Consider the following 3,776-nt stretch of genomic DNA (forward strand, 5'->3'; position numbering starts at 1 on the left):
AGAACGGCCATCTTATGGCGTGGTCGTCAACAAGCGTTACAATTAGTTCAGCGACACGCTCAGTTACCTGTAATTAAATTAGATTTGCGTGGCCCAGATTTAAAAACTGCTTTTGAAAATTATGTTACACAAGGGCCCCATGGGTTTGATTTGGAAACGGCACCTTTGATCCAACTCGCCATTACTGAGGCGGATGAGCAGGGACATTACTTTGCATTACTAAAGTTTCATCATTTGATCACCGATCATGTCTCACTCGATATCCTTATGTCAGAATTAAGCGCGTCAGATACTGCATCGTTACCGAAACCACTGCCTTATCGTGAATTTATTGCACGTTCAATACATCAGACCGCGAATCTAAATGTGGCAGAATTCTTTACTGAAACACTCGGGGATGTTGATACGCCTACCTTGCCTTTTGAACTTGCTAAAGTGCTCGGGGATGGGAATGACATTACGCAATACAGTACCGAATTAACAGAGTCACAATCGCAACAAATTCGTACCTTATCAAAGCAGCATCAATGCAGTCCAGCGGTACTCTTTCATCTAGTGTGGGCTAAAGTTCTGAGTACCTGTTGTGGTCGTGATGATGTGGTATTTGGCACTGTCATGTCGGGTCGTATGAATGGTATGCCTGGCATAGAGCGTATGATGGGAATGCTAATAAATACCTTGCCTTTAAGACTGAAACTACATGATATTAAAGTGTCTGAAGCCATGAACATGGTGAATAATGCGCTTCAGGCACTGCTGCCTTATGAGCAAGTCTCATTGGCTGAAGCACAAAGTCATAGTGGGATAGAGGGTAATACGCCGCTGTTTAGCGCAATACTAAATTACCGTCATACCGCGCAAGACAAAGTAGACAGTACATCAGAAGTAGAAGAAGGAAATGCGACTTTACTCAGTACACGAGAGCGCACGAACTACCCGTTTGAACTTTCGGTTAATGATCGGGGTGAGGGAGATAGCTTTACACTTGATTTTCAGATTGACCGCAGTGTTGCAGCAGAGCAAATAGCCGCTTATGTACACACAACATTGGAGAGTGTGGTATCAGCGCTATTAAATGATGGAAGTCATACAATAAACACCTTACAAGTGCTACCAAAGATGGAATTAGAGCAGCAATTAGAGCAGTATCAAGCAGTGGAAGCCACGTATCCAAAAGCAGCTTGTATACATGAAGTTTTTGAACAAAGAGTGATAGAAACACCGGATGCTATTGCGTTGGTATGCGAAGAGCAGAGATTGAGTTATCGCGAAGTTAATGCAAGCGCCAATCAACTAGCACATTACCTGAGAGAGGCATATCAAGTAGGTGCGAATACCTTAGTTGGATTATGTCTAGGGCGTTCAGTAGATATGTTGGTCGGTACGTTAGCGATTTTAAAAGCCGGAGGAGCTTACGTGCCATTGGACTCAAATTATCCTCAGTCACGTTTAGCATACATGTTAGAAGACACAGAGGTCACAGTGGTGTTGACTGAGCAGAGATTAGCGGAAGTATTAGCCTTTATTCAAGTGCCATTGGTGTGTGTTGATAGCCTAGATATGGAATTGAAAGAACACAGTTGTGAAAATCTACCCAGAGCGATAGGGCAAACATCAGAGTCACTGGCTTATGTGATTTATACATCAGGTTCAACAGGTAAACCAAAAGGAGTGATGACACCACATAGGGCGGTAAATCGTTTAGTCCATACACCAAATTTTATGGAGTTAGATAGTAATACCGTATTTTTACAATGCGCTAACATTGCCTTTGATGCAGCGACATTGGAAATATGGGGACCGTTATTAAATGGCGGACGTTGTGTCTTGTACCCAGACGACTTTATTACTATTGAGCGATTAAATACGGTGATAACAGAGCAAAATGTCACCGCATTGTGGCTGACATCGGGGTTATTTACCGAATGGAGTAAAGGATGCCAGCCGAGTTTAGGATTGAAATATGTATTAGCAGGGGGGGACATATTGAGTCCTCAAGCGGTACAAACAGTGCAAGAAGCGTTACCAAGGGTTCAGATTATTAATGGTTATGGGCCGACAGAAAACACCACATTTACTTGTTGTTATCCTATCCCACGAGGTAGGGACTTATCAAAGGGAGTACCAATAGGATTAGGAGTGCAAGGAGACACAGTACTAATCTTATCAGCGCAGGGTAGTTTAATCCCAGCAGGGGGTATTGGTGAATTGTGTGTTGGAGGAGATGGCTTAGCATTAGGGTATCTGAATCAGCCGGAGATGACAGATAGTCGCTTTATAAGGAACCCTTATAGTGACGATTTAGGTTGCAAAGGAAAGGTGTATAAGACAGGCGATTTGGTGCGTTATGGCAAGGATGGGTTAATAGAGTATGTTGGGCGTGTTGACGATCAAATAAAAATCCGTGGATTTAGAGTTGAAGAGCGTTCGTTAGAAATGGTGATAGGCATTTGGGGTATTTTAAAGGCCGGTGGTGCCTATGTGCCGTTAGATCCTGCACTGCCATCAGCCCGTCTTCAGTATTTAGTTAATGATGCCAATACACATGTCGTATTGAGTGTGAAAGCGGTCACTGAATACGTAGAGCTAAGCAGTGCAACCGTGGTATTACTTGATCAACTAGGGAGTGTATCTGAGCATCAATTTTCTACTTATAGTGAAACAAACATTATACCAAGCGAAATAGGACTGAATGCCCACAATCTCGCTTATATGATTTACACATCAGGCTCAACGGGTAATCCAAAAGGCGTGCTAATTGAACATCAGGCGCTGCACAATCGTATTGATTGGATGGACCGTGAATATGGGTGTGACAGCAGTGATAAAATTCTTCAAAAAACGCCCTATAGTTTTGATGTGTCGGTATGGGAATTTGTGTGGCCTATGCTTAAAGGCGCACAACTAGTCATTAGTAAACCAGAGGGGCATAAAGATCCGAGTTATTTAACAGAGCTAATCATTGAAACGGGGATCACTAAACTGCACTTTGTGCCATCGATGCTTGGTGTCATGTTAGAGCATGGTGACTTAGGGCGTTGTGAGTCAATTAAGCACGTGTTTTGTAGTGGTGAAGCGTTACAAATCAACCATGTGACACAATTTAACGCGTGTCTGCCTAAGGCGGGACTGCATAACTTATATGGTCCGACCGAAGCGGCAATTGATGTCAGTTATTGGGATTGTTCGCAGGCACATGGCAGTAGCATACCGATTGGTAAGCCGATCCAAAATATTCAATTGTATATATTAGACGATGAAGCCAATTTGCTCCCGCAAGGTGCATGTGGAGAATTACACATAGGTGGAGATGGTTTAGCACGAGGATATTTAAATCGTCCAGCGCTAACCGAAGAGCGATTTATTACCAATCCATTTTATAATGAGGGTAAGTTAGGGAGCAGTGCCCGATTGTATAAAACGGGAGACTTAGTCCGTTATGACAGTAACGGCAATATAGAATATATGGGGCGTTTAGATCATCAAGTTAAAATTAGAGGCTTCAGAATAGAGCTGGGTGAAATAGAGTATCAGATTGCTGAGCATGAACAGATAGACTCAGCGCAAGTTGTGGCGGTGACAGATAAAAGTGGTAATCAACGTTTGCTTGCTTACGCAAAAACGGTGGTAGAGGGAACATCAGAAGTAGAGTTGCTCGCTTCGTTAAAGCAGGCATTAGGAAGCGTGTTACCAGAATACATGATCCCAAGTCGCTTTATTTTACTATCACAGTGGCCGCAAACAGCCAACGGAAAAATTGACCGAAAAGCATTACC

General features: G+C 43.0%; 1 protein-coding gene. It reads left to right on the forward strand.

Annotation, left to right across the window (positions count from 1 at the left end; genetic code table 11):
* Positions 1–3,776, forward strand: a 3,776-nt coding sequence (locus ACJJVZ_RS19915) for a non-ribosomal peptide synthetase (RefSeq protein WP_405621716.1), incomplete at both ends; no start/stop codon positions are given.

This window comes from Pseudoalteromonas sp. Ld19, assembly GCF_045064135.1.
In the GTDB taxonomy this organism is placed as follows: Bacteria; Pseudomonadota; Gammaproteobacteria; order Enterobacterales; family Alteromonadaceae; genus Pseudoalteromonas; species Pseudoalteromonas aliena.